Raw genomic sequence first — 15,554 nt, forward strand, 5'->3', positions numbered from 1 at the left:
GGAGCGCTTCGTTGGGTGCGGGGCGGGCGCCGGTGCTAGATGAACGCGGGCGTGTCAGTCCACGCTTCGGGCGCCGGTGCGACGCCGTCTCGGATGACGGTTCCTTCGATGAGGCCGTAGGGGCGGTCCGCGGCGAAGAACACCTCGCCTGGGTTGTCGAGGTCGAACGGCGAGAGGTCGACGAGGAAGTGGTGCTTGTTCGGCATCGCGAAGCGCACTTCGGCGATCTCGGGGAACTGCTCGATCGCCGCCTTGCCCATCTGCCAGAGACTCTGCTGCAGCGCCAGCGAGTGCACGGTCGCGAACGTCGAGATCAGTGCGGCCGAGATCCCCTCGTAGAGGGCGTTGTAGTCGGGCTCTACCTCGACGGCCTCGGGCGTGTAGCGCCAGCGGGCCGTGACCGAGGTGGCAAGGATGCGGTCGCTCGCTTCCGCGAGGGTCGTGTACTTGTCGCGAGGGAACCCGCGGAACTCGCTGCCCGTCGACTTGAGCACCGTCAGGTCCTTGAGCCCCGCCGTGACGTGGGTCGCGCCGTCGATCTTCTGCACGGTCGCGAGACGCGTCGCCTGGCCCTTGCGCACGAAGGCGTGGTCATGTTCGTCCCCGTCCACCAGGATGCGCTCCCACGCGAACTGCTCGGCCTGCCACAGGCCGCCCTCGATCCACTCGAACTCGTCGACGAAGTGGCTGCCGAGCTTCAGCAGGAAGCTCTCGGGTGACCCGACGCCGTGCTCGCGAGCAAACGCGTAGACGGTGTTCTTCTGCGTGTCGGTGGCCACCACCAGGGAGTTATCGCCTTCGAGGTACGAGCCGACAAGCGCATCGCCCCTGAGCTGGCTCGTGATGTTGAGGTCCTCGATCTCGTGGCGATCCGTGTCGCGGGTGATTTTGACGAGGCGGTTCTCGGCCTTGCCGTACTTGTTGGCGCCGAGGCTCACGGTCACATCGGTCATGGTCAGGTCCCCCTGTAGGTCGAGTAGGCGAATGGGCTGAGCAGGAGCGGCACGTGGTAGTGGGGTGCGGCTCCGTCGCCGGATACCTCGGTTGCAGCGGCGACAGTGATCGCGACGGCGATGTGCGGATAGAACGTGTCGACGCCGCGGGCGGCGAAATAGGCGCCGGTCTCGAAGACGAGCTCGTAGGTTCCCGCAGGCAGGAGGGCCGGGCCGAGGTCGGTGACGCGACCATCCGCATCCGTCACCGCCTCGCCGAGCTCCTGCCCGGAGAGGGAACGGAGGCGGATGCGGACGCCCGCCGCGGCGAGTCCGACGGAGCTGTCGAGCACGTGGCTCGTGATCTGGCTGGTCATTCGGTCACCGATTCGTCGAGTCGCAGGAGGGTGATGTCGCGCAGCTCGGAGGCGACGACGGCAAGCTCTGTCGCGTCGTCGTTGCCGAGGCGTTCCTCGAGCTGAGAGAGGATCTCCGCCGGGGATCGGCCGGCAGCGCGGACGAGGAAGATGCGGTCGAAGCGCGCCTCGTAGCGGCGGTTGCCGTCTGCGATGCGGGCCAGGACGTCGGCGTCGGCCACCGCCACGGCACCCTGTTCGCGGGCGGAGTGCCCGGCGCCCGGCTCGGCAGCAGCGGCTCGCTCGCCGATGCGCGGGTGCCCGGAGAGCGCCAGTTCCACCTCCGCGTCATCCCAGGCGGCGGCTGCCTCGGCGGCGCGTTCCCGCAGTTCGCTTTTCGAGGCGAACGGGCGCGAGCTGGCCAGCGCGGTCGCGAAACTCGGGATGGCGACGAGGGTCGCCGCGAAGTCGACGGCGCTGGCCCCGCTGAGCCGGTTGTAGTCGCTGATGAGCAAAGTCGGATCCCTCCGTGGTGGATAGCCGTAAAGCTATCCCTTCACGCACGGTGGGAGATTTCAGCGAGGTAAAGGAGAGATTTCGATGCGTTTCGGGAGCGGTTTCGGGAGCGAAGGTGGGGCGCACCTCTACGCAGCTCGGGCCACGCCCGCACGCAGGAGGGCTACCGCCTTGCCGCCCGTGCCTCCGAGAACAGTGGGTTGCTCGGGTCGGCCTGCGGCGCCCGGGCGATGACCCAGTTCGCGACGCAGGGCTCCGAGCTGCGATTGCTCACCCGGTGCGGAGTCTCCGACGAGTAGGTGATGGAGTCGCCGGGGCGGAGCGTCACGGTGTCGCCGTGCACTTCCACGGTGAGCTCGCCGGAGATGACAACCCCAGACTCGACACCCGCGTGCGTCGCAAACGAGGCCGCGTCGCCGGAACTGGCCGAACTCAGGGGCGGGAAGGTCGACTCGAAGTGGTCGATTCCGGAGGTGCGCGAGCCGGAGAGGCGGCGGTAGATGACGCCGCTGTCGAGCGTCACCGGCGCTATCTCGCCCCTCCGCAGCAGGCTGTAGCTACCGAAGCTTGACCGCTCGGCGTACGAACTCGTGCCGCCCGCGAAGACATCCGTGATGGATGCGCCGAGTTCGCCGACGATAGCGATCAGCCGATTGACGCTTGGGCGCATGACGCCCCGCTCGATCTGCGACACCGCGCTCGCGGAGATGTCCAAGCGGCGGGCCAGCTCTCGGAGGGAGAGGCCGGCTTCCTCGCGGAGCGCTCGCAGGCGAGCGCCGAGTTCGGCCGCGTCGCCAGCTTGCTCGGCGAGCGTCGCGGCCGCAGCCACCTCGGCCGACGACTGGGGGATGAGCGTCTCTGGTTCTGGCACTCTGCACGCACCTCTCGACTCTGGGGAACCACAGAGTAGCAAGCGCGAGCTTCACACCCCTGGAACCGGTGGCCCGGAGTCAGGAGCATCCTGACTCCGAGCCACCGGTCGGGAGGAACTAGGCCGTGGTCGGGCCGAGGTCCGGGTCGGTGGCACTCGCCGAAGGGGCGGGAGCAGCCACGTCGCTCTTCGGTACGCCGTCAGCTTCTGTTGAGGCGCCTGCCGTGTCGGAACCGGGCTCGGTCGTATCCGGTCCGCGACGGTCGACGCCGACCGTGACCTGTGTCACGAGCGCCGCGATGGCGCCGACGGCGACAAGCACGGGAGCGAGTGCGGCCGCGACGACCGTCACGGCGAGGCCGGCGGTGAGGGGGATCTCGAGCAGCGTCGTGCCGTCGTCGTTCTTGATGAACACGCGCCGCACGTTGCCCTCGTGGATGAGCTCCTTGACCTTGCCGAGCAGGTTCTCGCCGGAGACCTTGAACTCCTCGTAGCCGTTCTTCTTCTCTGTCATGTCGTGTGTCCTTCCGCTGGGGGTGGTGGGTGGATCGTGCTGTGGAGGGTCGATCAGAGCAGGGACTCGGCGCCCTGTTCCTCCTGCCATTCGGCCATCTTGGAGTAGTCGGGCAACTCCTGGATGGACCAGGTGTTGCCGTCAGGATCAGCGAAGTAGACGAAGCGACCCCACGCCTGCTCGTCGATGTCGCTCACTTCGACGCCGCGGCCTTTGAGGTCGGCGTGGGCTTCCTCGATGGAGGTCACGACGCACTGGAGCGCGCGGAGCGAGCCGGCAGGCATGTCGCTGATGCCCGTGCCGAAGGCGATCGAGCAGGCTGAGCCAGGAGGGGTGACCTGCACGAAGCGGATCTCGTCGCTCACGACCTGGTCGTGGTCGACGGGCCACCCGAGCGTGTCGCCGTAGAAGGCGCGTGATCGGTCGACGTCTGCGACAGGTACCCCGACGAGCTCGATGCGGTAGTCCACCATGATTTCTCCCCTTGCAGTTCAGTGCCTCTGCGCCGCGCGAATCCCCTGCCACGCGAGCGTGCGGGCAATCTAGCACCGGCCTCCGACAGTTGCGCGAGAGCGCGTCGCCGGTGGCGCGAGGCGCGTCAGCGGACCTCCCGCCAGGCCGCGAGCGCGGCCTCTCGGCCCTCCTTCAGACCCACGATCGGCGCCGGATACTCCCCGCTGCCTGCCTCGGGAACCCACCGCTGCACGTAGGCGCCGTGCGGGTCGAAGCGCTCGGCCTGCCGCTCCGGGTTGAAGATGCGGAAGTAGGGGGCAGCATCCACGCCGGAGCCGGCGACCCACTGCCAGTTGAAGGGGTTCGAGGCCTGGTCGGCGTCGACCAGCGTGTCCCAGAACCATTCTTCGCCCCGGCGCCAGTCGGTGAGGAGGTGCTTCGTGAGGAACGATGCGGTGACCATGCGGATGCGGTTGTGCATGGTGCCGGTGCGCCACAGCTCGCGCATACCTGCATCCACGATCGGGATCCCGGTGTTCCCGCGCTGCCAGGCCTCGAGGGCGTCCCGGTCGAGCTCTGGCCACGGGAAATCCTCGTAGGCCGCGCGCCACGGGCGCTTGTGGAGTTCGGGGAAGCTGTACAGGGTGTGCCACGCGAACTCGCGCCAGAGCAGCTCGCGGCGGAAGGTCGCGGCGCCTTCCCCCGTACGGCCGTCGAGCGCGTGCCAGGCCTGCGCTGAGGAGATCTCGCCCCAGCGCAGGTGCGGGCTCAGGCGGCTGGTGCCGACGAGATCGGGCCGGTCTCTGTCGTTCTTGTAGTCGGTGACGGCCCCGTCGAGGAAAGCTTCGAGCAGCTCGTGGGCGCCTTGCTCGCCAGGCGTCCACTCGTCCCGCAGGCCCTCGGCCCAGTCAGGGCGAGTGGGCAGCAGCGTCCACGCGTCGAGCTTGTCGGAGTCGAGCGACGTCGCCTTCGAGCCGCGGGGGAGCGCATCCGGGGCAGGAAGCGGGTCTCGGGGCGGCTCGTGCTGGAAGCGGCTCTGGCAGGCATTCGCGAATGGTGTGTACACCCGGTACGCCTCACCCTGTCCGGTCTGGATTTGCCAGGGCTCCTTGAGGAGCGAGCCCGGCAGGCTGTGCGCCTCGGTCCCGCCGTCGATGAGGCTCTGCTTGATGTCGGCGTCGATCTCGCGCTCGGCCCCGCCGTAGCGGCGGTTCCAGACGACAAGCTCAGCACCGGCCTCCGCGGCGACGCCTGGGACGATGTCCCGGGCGACGCCGCGGCGCAGCACAAGCGCGCCGCCGATCTCTTCGAGGCTTGCGGCGAGCGAGGCCAGGCTGTGATGGAGCCACCACTTGGCAGCCCCGCCGAGCGGCCGCACGCCGGGCGACTCCTCGTCGAGCACAAACAGCGCGATGACCGGCCCGCCGCGTTCGAGCGCGACGTGCAGGGCCGGGTGATCGTGGAGGCGCAGGTCGTCGCGGAACCAGACGAGCGTAGGGGAGACCATGCGGCAAGGCTAGGGGGACAACCTCGGTCGCTGGCTGGATGCGGGGCAGGCCAGAGTCATCCCAGAGGACCATGCGGGGGCGACCAGGGGCGGACGCGCTCGCCCGGGGTGCCTCCGTAGCGTCGAGGACATGAACACCACATCCTCACTTGTCGCGAGCGTCATCGACGTTCGGAAGATCTACGGCTCCCACGGCAGCGTCGCCGCGCTCGACGGCGTCAGCCTCGGCATCAGAAGCGGTGAGTTCACGGCCATCATGGGTCCGAGCGGCTCGGGGAAGTCGACGCTCATGCACGTCATGGCGGGCCTCGACGGTGCCACGGCCGGGCGCGTGTTCCTCGGCGACACCGAGATCACCGGCATGAACGACGCCGAGCTGACGGTGCTGCGCCGCCGCGCGGTCGGCTTCATCTTCCAGGCCTTCAACCTCGTTCCCACGCTGGATGTGCGCGGCAACATCATGCTGCCGTTCGACCTCGACGGCCGTTCCGTCTCCCGCGACGAGGAGCAGTGGATCGCGCACCTCATCCAGACCCTCGGCCTCTCCCAGCGCCTCGCGCACCGGCCGTACGAGCTCTCGGGCGGGCAGCAGCAGCGCGTCGCCATCGCCCGCGCGCTCGCGACTCGGCCGAAGCTCATCTTCGCCGACGAGCCCACGGGAAACCTCGACTCCAAGACGGGCCGCGAGGTGCTCTCGCTGCTCTCGACCGCGAGCAGCCAGTACGGCCAGTCGATCGCGATGGTGACCCACGACCCGATCGCCGCGAGCCACGCCGACCGGGTTGTGTTCCTCGCCGACGGCAAGGTCGTCGCCGACCGGCCTCGTACAAGCGCCGCCGAGATCTCCAGCCTCATGCTCTCCATGGAGACGGCAGCATGAGTGCCGTCGCCGGTAAGAACGCCTCGAAGACCACGAGCGCCGTCAAGGCGCACCGCGCGCCGGAGTCTCAGCAGAGCAGCGGCGGCGCAGCGGTTGTGCTCGTCTCCGCACTCTCCGCGGCTTTCGGCACGGTGCTGATCATGATCGTCGCCGACCTGGCCGCCTACTTCGACGCGTCGGGGCTCAGCGAGATCGGCCAGCTCGCGACGGTGCTCGGCACCATCGCTGCGCTCTTCTTCACGATCGCGCTCTTCGTCGGGGCCGTGGTCACGTCGAACTCCGTCGCCACCGTGATCGCGGGGCGCACGAAGGAGATCGCGCTTCTGCGCCTTATCGGGGCGTCCGGACGCTCGCTCCGTGCCCGCACCGTGCGCGAGGGGCTCGTGCAGGGCGCCTCAGGTGCAGCAGCGGGTGCCTCACTCGGCGTGGGTCTGACGGCACTCGGCGCCCAGCTCGCGATCACCAACGGCGCGCTCGACCCGTTCCCCTTCCCGATCGTGCATCCGGCCGTGCTGGCACCAGTGCTCGCCGTGACGGCGGCCACGGTCATCGCATCCTGGGTCGGCTCGCGTCGTGTCCTGACGGTGTCTCCCATCGCGGCGACCTCGGCAGTCGCCGAGCCGACCATGCAGGAGCTGAGGGCCGGTCGCGGGCGCAGCGTCACCGCGGTGATCCTCATCGCCCTCGGCGTCGCCATGCTCGTCGGGGGAGTCTTCCTCGGCCTGTCCAGCCCGACCGGCGTGCTCGTGAGCGTCGTCGGAGGAATGTTCTCGTTTGTCGGCGTCGTGATCGGCTCCCCGGTCATCCTGCCGCCCCTTATGAGCCTCAGCGGGAGGGCACTCGGTCGAGGGCCCGTGACCCGTCTCGCGGCGGCGAACCCTGTACGCAACCCCGCACGCAGCAGTCGCGCCGTGATCGGGCTTGTCATCGGCATCACGCTCGTCACGATGTTCGCCGTGGCCACGGAGACGTTCCGCGCCATCACGCTCGAGTTCGGGCAGATGGAGCCGGAGATGTACGCGGCGTTCGAGCAGGTCATCGACGTCACAACCGCGATCATGAGCGTGCTCCTCGGCTTCTCGGTGCTTCTCGCGGCCGTCGGCATGGTGAACACGCTCTCGCTGAGCGTCATGCAGCGCAAGCGTGAGCTCGGCCTCCTGCGGGCACTCGGCTTCACGGTCGGGCAGGTTCGCCGGATGATCGTGACCGAGGCCGTCGCAATGATCGTGTCCTCGGCGCTCTTCGGGCTGCTGCTCGGCGTCTTCTACGGCTGGGTCGGCGCGCAGGCCACCTTCGGGTCCCTTGTCGGGCGCCTCGTGGTGCCGAGCATCCCGTGGGTCACCGTCGCAGGGGTGCTCATTGTGACGCTCCTCATCACGGTCGCCGCATCCCTGCTACCCGCCCGCCGGGCCACGCGCGTCTCCCCGGTCGCGGCGCTCGCGGTCGACTGACGCGCCCGCGGCGCCCGCGCGCCTCGGCCGCGCCCCGGCGTCGCGCGAAAGTTGTGGCTCGTTGCTGTTCCGAAGATCCGGAACAGCAACGATCCACAACCCTGTGCGGGGGCTTTTTGCGCCTCGCGGAGCTCGCTCGACCCAAAAGTTGACCGAACTCGCTCGCCGCAGCTCAGGGTTGTGGCAAAGTGCTGCCGCCGAGCTCGAGAGCAGCACTTTGCCACAACGCTGCGCCTGCGGGGGCTGCGCCTGCGGAGGCTGCGCCCGCGGAGGCTGCGCCCGCGGAGGCTGCGCCCGCGGAGGCTGCGCCCGCGGAGGCTGCGCCTGCGAACGCTGCGCCCGCGGGGGCGTGCGCGCGGCCGCTGCGCTTGGGACGTCGGCGTGGGGTGCGCCGCTTACGGCAGCGTGTGGCCTGCCGCCGTGAAGATGCGGTAGTACTCCTCGCGCGTGAGGTGCACGTCAGAGCCCGCGGCCGACTCGGCCACGCGACTCGGGGTCGTCGTGCCGAGCACCACCTGGATGTTCGCGGGGTGCCGGGTGATCCAGGCCGTCGCGATGCCGGTCGGCGTGACACCGTACTTGTCGGCGAGCGCATCCAGCACGTCGTTGAGCTCGGCGAAGTTCTCGCGGTCGCCGAGGAAGACGCCGTCGAAGAACGCCTTCTGGAAGGGCGACCAGGCCTGCAGCGTGATGCCGTTCAGGCGCGCGTAGTCCAGCATGCCGTTGTCGCGGTCGATCGACTGGTCGAGGCCGACCATGTTGGCTGCGATGCCGGACGCGATGATCGGCGCGTGCGTGATGCTGAGCTGCACCTGGTTGATGATGAGCGGCTGCGACACAGCTGACTTCAGCAACTCGACCTGAGCCGGCGTGTGGTTGGAGACGCCGAAGTGGCGCACCTTGCCGCGGTTGTGGAGCTCGTTGAACGCCGTCGCGACCTCGTCCGGCTCGACAAGCGTGTCGGGGCGGTGCAGGAGGAGGACGTCGAGGTACTCGGTGCCGAGGGCCTCGAGCGACTCGTCGACGGTGCGCAGGATGTGCTCGGCCGAGAAGTCGAAGTACCCCTCGCGGATACCGACCTTCGACTGGATGAGCACCTTCTCGCGCTCGGCGGGGGAGAAGCGGATGGCCTCGCCGAAGCGACGCTCGCACGCGTGGCGTTCGCCACCGTAGATGTCGGCGTGGTCGATGACGTTGACGCCGGCGTCGAGCGCCGTGCCAACGAGGGTGCGCAGCTGCTCGTCGTCGAGGTCCATGATGCGCATCTGACCGAGGACGATGCTCGAAGCGCGCACGTCGGTCTGCGGGAGAGTGAAAGTCTTCATGGGGGAATCATCTCAACTCCGCGGGCGCCGAAGCAGGTCGTCTTGGAGCGTCACAGTCGTTCCCTTGGCCGCGTCACGCGCCTACCCTTTCGGCACAGCATCCACTGCCGCCTGGAAGCCCTTCCTCCAGGCGTCGTCCCCCGAAGATGGAGCGTCATGTCGGCACAGATTCGCATCGACCCTCGCGGGCCACGGTTCGGGGCGGCCATCACCGCCGTGCTGCTCCTGGTCACGGTCTTCCTCGGACTTGTCGCGCCGGCCGCGACGACGTTCGCTGAACGGCTCGCCCAGCCGGGCTTCTTGCTGCTTGTCGCGCTCTCGGCGCTCTTCGCGTGGGGCGCGTTCGCGGGCATCCAGCGGCACCCGTACGGGCGCATCTTCGCCGCCGTCATCCGCCCTCGGCTCGCCCCGCCGGCTGAGACCGAGGACGCGGCCCCGCCGACGTTCGCGCAGGGGGTGGGCTTCGCGGTGACGCTTGTCGGCATCGTGTTGCACGTGCTCGGGGTTCCGCTCGCGGTGCCGGTCGCCGCGGGCGCCGCATTCATCGCCGCCTTCCTGAACACCGTGTTCGGTTACTGCCTCGGCTGCCAGCTGTACGTGCTGCTCCTGCGCGTCGGCGTCATCCGGCCGCCGGCCGCGCAGAGCTAGGGGCGGACACACCGTGGATGCCTCGGTTGCCGCGCTCGTGCTCGGCGCGCTTGTTGTGGTCGCGACCGTCATCGGCCTGGTGCTGCAACGCGCGAACGGACGCCTGAAGCGTGCCTCGGATCCTGCAGCAGGGACGAGCGAAGCGCCGACAGCCAACGCCTCTGACCTCGACCTCCTTGCCGAGGACGCCGAGCCGGGCAGTCGGGCCACGCTCATCCTGTTCTCGACCGCGTTCTGCGCGAAGTGCCCGGCGACGAAGCGGATGCTCGACCAGCTCGCGGCCCAGACACCCGGCGTGGTGGTGGCAGAGGTCGACCTGACGCACCGGCAGGACCTCGCCAGGAGCCACGACATCCGGCAGACGCCGACCGTGCTGGTGCTCGGTGAGTCCGGGACGCGCGTCGCACGCATCGGGGGCCCGCCGAGGCGCTCGGACCTCGAGGATCAGCTGCTGCAGCTGAGCACGTAGCGGCGCCGCGGGCCGCGGGCTCGACGGAAGACTGACCTGCCCCTTCGACCCCCGGATATGCGAGGCTGAGCCCGTGGATGGATCAGTGGTGTTGCTCGTGATCATGGCGCTTGTGCTCATCGTCGCCGTTGTCGGGTGGCTGGCGAGGCGTGGCGTCAGCCGGTTCGACGGCGAGGGCGAGCCGGAGCCCGAGCAGTCCGAGCTCGACCTCGAGCTGCTTCCGGAGGACATACTGCCCGGCCGCCGCGCGACGATCGTGCTCTTCACGGCGCCAGACAGCCCAGAATGCGCACTCACGCGGTGGATGCTGCAGGACGTCGCGGCGACGTCCGCCGGAGTTGTGTTCGCGGAAGTGGATACGAGTATCCGTCCCGAGCTGGTGCTGCCCTACGACATCGTCGTGACCCCGACGGTGCTGTTGCTCGACGCCGGCGGGAACAGGGCGGGCCGCTTCGACGGGGCGCCGCTGCGCGAGTCGGTCGAGGCGCAGCTCATCGAGCTCAGCGTGCGCTGAGCTTCCCGCCAGCCAGGTCAAGTCCAGTCAAGTCAAGTCTCAGGTGTTGAACGGCCAGAAGTCGAAGCTCGCCGAGTTGGAAAGCGCGTCGCGCAGCAGCAGGAATCCGACGATGCCGATGATCCACGCAGTGTTCTCGGCGGCGTTGCGGCTCAGCCAGTCGGCGAGCCGACGCAGGGGCGGCTCGACAGCCCGACGCGCTGCGACCCGCGCGAAGACGAGCAGGAGCGCGGGCACGACCATCACCGTGCAGTAGACGGCCAGCAGCAGGGCCGAGCCTCCGAAGCCCAAACCCGATCCGGTCAGGAGGCCGACCGCTGCGAGGTAGGGGATCATCGTCGCGAGCTCGATGAGTCCGGCCGCAAGCGCAAGCACGACGACGGTCGCGGGGGAGCCGCTGCCGAGCGCGCGCTCGCGCCAACGCGCGAGCCTGCCCTGGGCGGGCTCGTGGTCCGCGGAAGTGCCCTGCACGTCATGCGCGTCATGCGCGACGCCACCCTGCGCGACCTGCCCGTCTTGTCCGCGCTGCGCGAGGTCGGCGCCCACTGGCACCTTCTTCTTCGTCGGCATGAGGATCGCGACCGCGAGGAGACCTGCCCCGAGCACAAGTTGCACGGTGTACGCGGCCGGGGTCTCCAGCACTGCCGCGGCGTTCTCCAGGAACACGGAGGCGCCCGCCGTGAGCACGAGCCCAACGAGGAAGTAGAAGCTCGCGATCGTCACGATGTAGGTCAGGATGCGCCCGAGCCGGATGCGCCCAGGCGCGAGCAGGAAGAAGATCGGGATGAGGAGCGTGCCCGCGCTCAGGCTGTCGACGAGCGCAAGTCCGAGCAGTGAGAGCAGGAGTTCCGTGGTCATGGGGCAAGCCTCGTTCGCGGGGACCAGTGCCCGCGTCGCCCGAACGGCGCCCTTCGCCGGGGTGGGGTACATCGTTTGGGTGACCCCTGGCCGGCGACGGTGTGCTGGGATGGAGCCATGACTGCACCGCGTCGGCCCAGCGCTCGGGCGACCCCGCGCATCCTGGCCCGACCGGGGCTCGACGAGGACGCGGTGACGACGGTTGTTGTGGTGGCGGCGGCGGTGGTGCTCGCGCTCTTCGACTCCGGCCAGCAGCTCGGCGTCAGCCTCGGCGCGATCGCGCTTGGCGGCTTGGCTCTCACGCAGAAGCGCCGGTTCCCGCTCGCAGTGCTTGCCGTCTGCGTGGCGTTGGCCGCCGCGACGCTCGCGCTCGGCGGGGCCGTCGGTGTTGCCGTGCTCGTGCTCGATGCCCTCTACGTGGTCGGCAGGCTCGGCTCGACGATGGCTCTGCGGCTCGTGCAGGCACTTGTCGCGGCGGCGGTGGTCGCCGCGTTCGTGGTGCCGCTCTTGCTCGGCGAATCACTCCGCGAGGGAGTCTTCTTCAGCCTGCAGGCCCTCGCGATCTTCGGCACCCCGCTCTGGTGGGCGAGCTCGGTGCGGCAGAGCGCGGAGCTGGCCCGCGTGCAGGAAGCGAGGGCGGATGACGCCGAGCGCCTCCTCGAGCTTGAGCGTGGCGAGGCCGTGCGTGCGGAGCGGGAGCGCATGGCTCGCGACCTCCACGACGTGGTCGCGGCGAATCTCTCGGCGATCGCCATCACCTCGGAGGCGGCCCTCGCAGGTCCCGAGGTCGCACCGTGGGAGGCTGGGGCGCTGCAGGCGATCCGCAGCTCGGCCCTCGACGGGCTCGACGAGATGCGTTCGATGATCCTCATCCTGCGGAGCGGTGACGCCGAAGGTGAGGCGCCGGTCGCCCCGCCCCGCCTCGCCCAGGTGGCTGAGATCGTCGCGGCCGCAGGCTCGGTCGAAGCGACGATCGTCGGGGATGTGCCGAGCGCATCCGCTGCAACCGAGCAGGCGCTCGCGCGGGTCGTGGCCGAGTCGGTCACGAACGCCGAGCGGCATTCGCCGGGGGCGGCGGTCGAGGTGCGCTTCGAGGAGGCAGAGGACACCGTCTCAGTGGTCGTCACGTCGACGGGAGGCAGGCGCGTCGAGGGCGCGCCTGGCACCGGGAACGGTCTTGGTCTGATCCGTGAGCGTGCCGAGCGCCTCGGCGGAACCCTCGAGGCTGGCCCGCTCGCGGGAGAGCTGGGGTGGCGGGTCGCAGCGACCGTGCCGAGGGGCGCCGGTGCGGCGGCCCCGGTTCAAGGAACGCACACGGGGAGCGCACCGTGACCGAGCCGACCGCAGCCCGCGTGAGGGTGCTCATCGCCGACGACCACGCCGCGATCAGGGCCGGACTGAGACTCCTGCTCGAGGCTCACGGCATCGACGTTGTCGGCGAGGCAGCCGACGGGGCGGCCGCGATCGGCAACGCGCGGGCGCTTCGCCCTGACGTTGTGCTCATGGATGTGCGCATGCCAGGCACCGACGGGATCGAGGCGACCAAGGCGATCGCCGCCGAATCCCTCGCCCAAGTGCTGGTGCTCACGACCTTCGACCTCGACGAGTACGTGTTCGGCGCCGTTCGAGCAGGGGCTGCCGGGTTCCTGCTGAAGTCGACGACTGGCCCGGCTCTGCAGTCGGCGGTCGAGGCGGTCGCCCGCGGTGAGGGCGCGCTGTCGCCGGAGGTGACGCGGCGCCTCCTGGATCGCTTCGCCGAGACGAGCGAGCCCGGCACCGAAGTGGCTCCGGACGTGCAGGGCCTCGAGGAGCTCACAGCGAGGGAACGCGAAGTGCTCGCCGCTCTCGGCGAGGGGCTCTCGAACGTCGGTATCGGGCAGCGGATGCACATCAGCGCGTCGACGGCGAAGACTCACGTCTCGCGCGTGCTGGCGAAACTCGGGGTCGCCTCCCGCATGGAGGCCGCCGTGCTGGCGAGGCGCGCGGGGCTCAGCAGCTGAAGCCCGCGCGCCTCCGCTCCCGCGGCGCTACTTGATCCTGGCGCCACTTGACGACGTCGGCGCTACTTGACGACGTCGAAGACCTGCTTCTGGATGCCGTTCGGGTAGACCTCGTGCTCGACGAGCTTGAGGTGCTGCGTGGCTTTGTCGGTCTCGCTGAAGAGGCGCCGCCCGGCGCCGAGAAGCAGTGGGAACACGAGCAGGTTGTAGCGGTCGACGAGGCCGGCATCTGCGAGGGCCTGGCCGAGCTCGGCGCTGCCGTGCACGATGATCGGGTCGCCCTCGCCCTCCTTGAGCGCGGCGACGTCGTCGATGGATCGCAGGATCGTCGCGGGCCAGCGCTCGTCGTCCGATTCGAGCGTCGCGGAGACCACGTAGCGGGGCATGGAGTTGTACTGCGGGAACTCCTCGGTCATGCCGGGCCAGACCGGCGCGAACGCCTCGTAGCTCTTCCGGCCGAGGAGGAGCGCACCGGCTTCGAGCTGCTCAGTGCCCTTGATGGTGTAGGCGGCAGGGTCGAACTCGATGTCCTGCCAGGTCCAGCCGGAGTTCCGGTAGCCCTCTTCTCCGCCTGGGGCCTCCATGACTCCGTCGGCGGATACGAAGGCGGTGATGATGAGCTGGCGCATGAGGTCCTCCTGAAGGCGTGATGTCGATCCGCGCCCGCGCGAATCGAGGGAAATGCTAGATCACTTGCGATTGGGTCGGAGGCTAGCGGGGAACGTGACGGACAGCCCAGACAGTGTGCATCCCCTGTCGGGTCCTAGCGGGTCCACCGGGAGCGACGTTAGGGTTTTTCGATGGCTACCAGACGTGTTCGATGGGGAATTCTCGGGGCAGGCAACATCGCGAAGACCTTCGTGACCGATCTCCTGGCCCAGGGGCTCGAAGTCGCGGCCGTCGGCTCGCGGGATGCGGCGAAGGCGGCCGAGTTCGCCGCCGAGTTCTCCATCCCCACCTCTCACGGCAGCTATGAGGACCTCGTCGCTGACCCGCACGTGGATGTGGTCTACATCGCGACGCCGCAGTCGTTCCACGCAGAGCAGGCGCTGCTCGCCATCGAGGCCGGCAAGCCGGTACTTGTGGAGAAGTCGTTCACGAACACCGCGGCCGAGGCGGAGCGTGTCGTCGCGGCCGCCCGCGCGAAGGGGGTCTTCGCGATGGAGGCGATGTGGACGCGCTTCCTGCCGACGGCGGATGCGATCAGCGACGTGATCGTACGCGGAGCCATCGGCGAGCTCGTGAGCGTCACGAGCTCGCACTTCCAGAACCTCGACGTATCTCCGACGAGCCGGCACGGCAACCCCGCGCTCGGCGGCGGGGTCATGGCCGACCTCGGGGTGTACGGCATCTCGATAGCCTCGCAGCTGCTCGGTCCGGCCACGACGATCCTCGCCGACGGCGAGGCGTCCGAGCTCGGCGTCGACCTCGCCGCCTCCGTGCTGATGCGCCACGGCGCAGGCCGCAGCTCGGCGACACTCACGCGCATGGATGCGCCGGGCTCGAACAGTGCGGCCATCGCCGGGTCGGACGGGTGGATCGACGTCGATGCAGTCTTCTACGCGTCGACCTCGTTCACGGTCTACGACGGCGGCAGCCGTCGGCGCGAGCTCCTGCGCTTCGACAAGCCCCAGCACGTCGGTCGGGGCATGCAGTTCCAGGCGCTCGAGGTCGAGCGCTGCCTCCACGCCGGTGAGCTCGAGAGCCCGCGCATGCCGCTCGACGAGTCAGTCGCCATCATGGCGGTGCTCGATGAGGTGCGAGCCAGCATCACCGCGCAGGCGACAACGCTGTAGCGGGCTAGAGCGGGCTAGAGCGGGCTCGACTGCGATCTGCCGAATGCTCGACCGGGGCGAGCTAAGAGCTCGACCAGACGCCGAGCTCGTTGCCAGCCGGGTCCGTGAAGTGGAACCGGCGGCCGCCGGGGAACTCGTACGGCCCGCTGACGACCTCGCCTCCCGCCGCGCGCACCTGGGCGATGCTCGCCTCGAGGTCGTCGGAGTAGAGGAGCACGAGCGCGCCGCCCGGCGTGACCTGCGGGTCGAGGCGGAAGCCGCCCACCTCGTCGGTCTCCGCGCCACCGGGGCGACGGATGCCGACATAGTTGGGGCCCGGACCGTAGTCGTTGAAGGTCCACCCGAAGGCGTCGCCGTAGAACTGCTTCGCGACGGCGAGGTCGGTCACCCCGAACTCGAGATAGTCGATCGAATGGTGGGCGCGGGCAGCTGGTTCGCTCATGCGTTCCAGTCTGCCTGCATTC

The 15,554-nt window shown here is 69.4% G+C and carries 19 protein-coding genes; 8 read left to right on the top strand and 11 right to left on the bottom strand.

What is annotated here, in order from left to right:
• Positions 1–35: 35 nt before the first annotated feature.
• The 7 genes from pucL to FHX72_RS01745 all read right to left on the bottom strand — a co-directional run bounded on the left by pucL (position 36) and on the right by FHX72_RS01745 (position 5,149).
• A complete protein-coding gene (pucL, locus tag FHX72_RS01715; RefSeq protein ID WP_183622646.1) occupies positions 36–953 on the bottom strand; it encodes a factor-independent urate hydroxylase in 918 nt (305 codons plus the stop codon).
• Positions 954–955: 2 nt separating this feature from the next.
• Positions 956–1,309, bottom strand: a complete 354-nt coding sequence (uraH, locus tag FHX72_RS01720) for a hydroxyisourate hydrolase (protein ID WP_183622648.1) — start codon at positions 1,307–1,309, stop codon at positions 956–958.
• The gene (uraD, locus tag FHX72_RS01725; RefSeq protein ID WP_183622650.1) at positions 1,306–1,803 is read right to left on the bottom strand and encodes a 2-oxo-4-hydroxy-4-carboxy-5-ureidoimidazoline decarboxylase; all 498 of its coding nucleotides are present in this window, start codon (positions 1,801–1,803) and stop codon (positions 1,306–1,308) included. Before uraD ends, uraH begins: the two co-directional genes overlap by 4 nt.
• A 164-nt stretch (positions 1,804–1,967) precedes the next feature.
• Positions 1,968–2,675, bottom strand: coding sequence for a helix-turn-helix domain-containing protein (locus tag FHX72_RS01730; protein ID WP_338110005.1), 708 nt, complete (start codon positions 2,673–2,675; stop codon positions 1,968–1,970).
• Between the two features lie 118 nt (positions 2,676–2,793).
• Complete coding sequence (locus tag FHX72_RS01735) at positions 2,794–3,189, bottom strand: DUF4342 domain-containing protein (protein ID WP_183622652.1); 396 nt, start codon at positions 3,187–3,189, stop codon at positions 2,794–2,796.
• 53 nt (positions 3,190–3,242) lie between these two features.
• Positions 3,243–3,659, bottom strand: a complete 417-nt coding sequence (locus FHX72_RS01740) for a VOC family protein (RefSeq protein WP_183623952.1) — start codon at positions 3,657–3,659, stop codon at positions 3,243–3,245.
• Between the two features lie 128 nt (positions 3,660–3,787).
• Entirely contained in the window at positions 3,788–5,149 is a 1,362-nt protein-coding gene (locus FHX72_RS01745; RefSeq protein WP_183622654.1) for a cryptochrome/photolyase family protein, read from the bottom strand.
• A gap of 130 nt (positions 5,150–5,279) precedes the next feature.
• On the opposite strand from FHX72_RS01745, the gene FHX72_RS01750 reads away from it, so the two are divergent.
• Positions 5,280–6,029: an ABC transporter ATP-binding protein gene (locus tag FHX72_RS01750; RefSeq protein ID WP_183622656.1), complete on the top strand. Its 750-nt coding sequence runs from the start codon at positions 5,280–5,282 to the stop codon at positions 6,027–6,029.
• Positions 6,026–7,480, top strand: coding sequence for an ABC transporter permease (locus FHX72_RS01755; RefSeq protein WP_244963957.1), 1,455 nt, complete (start codon positions 6,026–6,028; stop codon positions 7,478–7,480). The genes FHX72_RS01750 and FHX72_RS01755 overlap by 4 nt, the downstream gene beginning before the upstream one ends.
• A gap of 395 nt (positions 7,481–7,875) precedes the next feature.
• Here the strand turns inward: FHX72_RS01755 and FHX72_RS01760 are convergent, their stop codons facing one another.
• Positions 7,876–8,805 (bottom strand): aldo/keto reductase, encoded by a 930-nt coding sequence (locus FHX72_RS01760; protein ID WP_183622658.1) that lies wholly within the window; start codon positions 8,803–8,805, stop codon positions 7,876–7,878.
• 156 nt (positions 8,806–8,961) lie between these two features.
• Between FHX72_RS01760 and FHX72_RS01765 the strand changes: the two genes are divergently transcribed.
• From FHX72_RS01765 to FHX72_RS01775, 3 genes are all read left to right on the top strand, one after another.
• A complete protein-coding gene (locus tag FHX72_RS01765) occupies positions 8,962–9,453 on the top strand; it encodes a DUF4395 domain-containing protein (protein ID WP_068477375.1) in 492 nt (163 codons plus the stop codon).
• A 13-nt stretch (positions 9,454–9,466) separates the two neighbouring features.
• On the top strand, positions 9,467–9,922 hold the full coding sequence (locus FHX72_RS19315) for a thioredoxin domain-containing protein (protein WP_183622660.1): 456 nt from the start codon (positions 9,467–9,469) through the stop codon (positions 9,920–9,922).
• Between the two features lie 73 nt (positions 9,923–9,995).
• Complete coding sequence (locus tag FHX72_RS01775) at positions 9,996–10,436, top strand: thioredoxin family protein (RefSeq protein ID WP_156475593.1); 441 nt, start codon at positions 9,996–9,998, stop codon at positions 10,434–10,436.
• A 39-nt stretch (positions 10,437–10,475) separates the two neighbouring features.
• Here the strand turns inward: FHX72_RS01775 and FHX72_RS01780 are convergent, their stop codons facing one another.
• On the bottom strand, positions 10,476–11,294 hold the full coding sequence (locus FHX72_RS01780) for a GAP family protein (RefSeq protein ID WP_183622662.1): 819 nt from the start codon (positions 11,292–11,294) through the stop codon (positions 10,476–10,478).
• A gap of 117 nt (positions 11,295–11,411) precedes the next feature.
• Here FHX72_RS01780 and FHX72_RS01785 point away from each other — a divergent pair, with 117 nt between their 5' ends.
• Positions 11,412–12,626 carry a sensor histidine kinase gene (locus FHX72_RS01785; protein WP_183622664.1) on the top strand — a complete coding sequence of 405 codons (1,215 nt, stop codon included), beginning with the start codon at positions 11,412–11,414 and terminating at the stop codon, positions 12,624–12,626.
• On the top strand, positions 12,623–13,294 hold the full coding sequence (locus FHX72_RS01790; protein ID WP_338110006.1) for a response regulator: 672 nt from the start codon (positions 12,623–12,625) through the stop codon (positions 13,292–13,294). The genes FHX72_RS01785 and FHX72_RS01790 overlap by 4 nt, the downstream gene beginning before the upstream one ends.
• 62 nt (positions 13,295–13,356) lie before the next feature.
• Here the strand turns inward: FHX72_RS01790 and FHX72_RS01795 are convergent, their stop codons facing one another.
• Positions 13,357–13,923: a dihydrofolate reductase family protein gene (locus FHX72_RS01795; RefSeq protein WP_183622666.1), complete on the bottom strand. Its 567-nt coding sequence runs from the start codon at positions 13,921–13,923 to the stop codon at positions 13,357–13,359.
• Between the two features lie 171 nt (positions 13,924–14,094).
• On the opposite strand from FHX72_RS01795, the gene FHX72_RS01800 reads away from it, so the two are divergent.
• Positions 14,095–15,090 carry a Gfo/Idh/MocA family protein gene (locus FHX72_RS01800; RefSeq protein ID WP_183622668.1) on the top strand — a complete coding sequence of 332 codons (996 nt, stop codon included), beginning with the start codon at positions 14,095–14,097 and terminating at the stop codon, positions 15,088–15,090.
• 61 nt (positions 15,091–15,151) lie between these two features.
• On the opposite strand, the gene FHX72_RS01805 is transcribed toward FHX72_RS01800, so the two are convergent.
• Entirely contained in the window at positions 15,152–15,532 is a 381-nt protein-coding gene (locus FHX72_RS01805; RefSeq protein ID WP_183622670.1) for a VOC family protein, read from the bottom strand.
• Positions 15,533–15,554 lie beyond the last annotated feature (22 nt).

Origin of the sequence: Pseudoclavibacter helvolus (genome assembly GCF_014191305.1) — a bacterium.
GTDB classification, from domain to species: Bacteria; Actinomycetota; Actinomycetes; order Actinomycetales; family Microbacteriaceae; genus Pseudoclavibacter; species Pseudoclavibacter helvolus.